This window comes from Okeania sp. SIO3I5 (assembly GCF_010672085.1).
Classification (GTDB): Bacteria; Cyanobacteriota; Cyanobacteriia; order Cyanobacteriales; family Microcoleaceae; genus Trichodesmium.
The window spans coordinates 1-1,018 of record NZ_JAAHHT010000557.1; the positions used below are offsets into that span (position 1 = coordinate 1).

Consider the following 1,018-nt stretch of genomic DNA (forward strand, 5'->3'; position numbering starts at 1 on the left):
TACAATCTTTCTCCCCCACTCTGTACGGACGTTCGCATTTTTGTTATGCAACGTCCCTACTCCCCTACTCCCCCACTCCCCCACTCCCCTACTCTCCCACTCCCCTACTCCCTAATACAAGGAGTTGTGTCTATCCACTACGCCTAACTCAACCCCACCAACTTTGAACTTAATTCCCAAAGTTTAATTGCCTTATCATCATCATTTGCTTCATCAGAAACCTCTTGCACAAAAGACTGACGATCTTTCTTTTGGCGATTTCCCCAACTCCAATACATTCCAGATTCCTTATATTCATCATCTTTAACTACCGCAGCAACCCTTTCTCCTGCCAAATCTTGAGAAACATATCCCCCAGTAATATTCTTTTGAAACAGTGGGAAAATTTTCTGGAATAAAGGAAAATGATTTCGGAATAGAGGTGTATCTGCTACACATCCAGGATACAGAGAACTAAAAATAATTCCTGTTGACTCGTGATAACGCCGATGCAACTCTCGCATTGTCAAAACATTACAGAGTTTGCTATCTTTGTAAGCTTTGCCAGACTTAAACTTCTTACCATTAATCATCGTAATCGGAGTTTTAAAACCCTCTTCAAAACCCTGCAAATTTCCTAAATCTGGAGGTGCAGGAATCGGAATTTTTCCTCCCAACTCTTTCGGGTTAGCTGTTACAGTTCCCAAAATTACCAATCTTTTATCTGTAGCAGAAGACTGTTTCAAATCTTCTAACATAATGTTGCATAGAAGAAAATGTCCGAGATGATTTGTAGCGACACTTAGTTCATAACCATCTACACTGCGCATCGGTTCTTTTAACAATGGCAAATATACCGCAGCATTGCAGACTAAAGCTTCCAGAGACCTACCACTTTCTCGGAAAGTATTGACAAACTTTTTTACACCCTCTAAACTGGCCAAGTCTAGGTGCATAACAGTGTAACTATCTTGTGCCATTCCTACTTCCTGGGCGACTCTTTCTGCTTTTGAGAGGTCTCGACAGGCCATCACAACAT

General features: G+C 41.4%; 1 protein-coding gene. It reads right to left on the bottom strand.

The window, feature by feature from the left end; all coding sequences use genetic code 11:
* Positions 1-143 precede the first annotated feature (143 nt).
* Positions 144-1,018, bottom strand: an 875-nt coding sequence (locus tag F6K40_RS40520; protein ID WP_293146075.1) for a protochlorophyllide reductase, incomplete at its 5' end; no start/stop codon positions are given.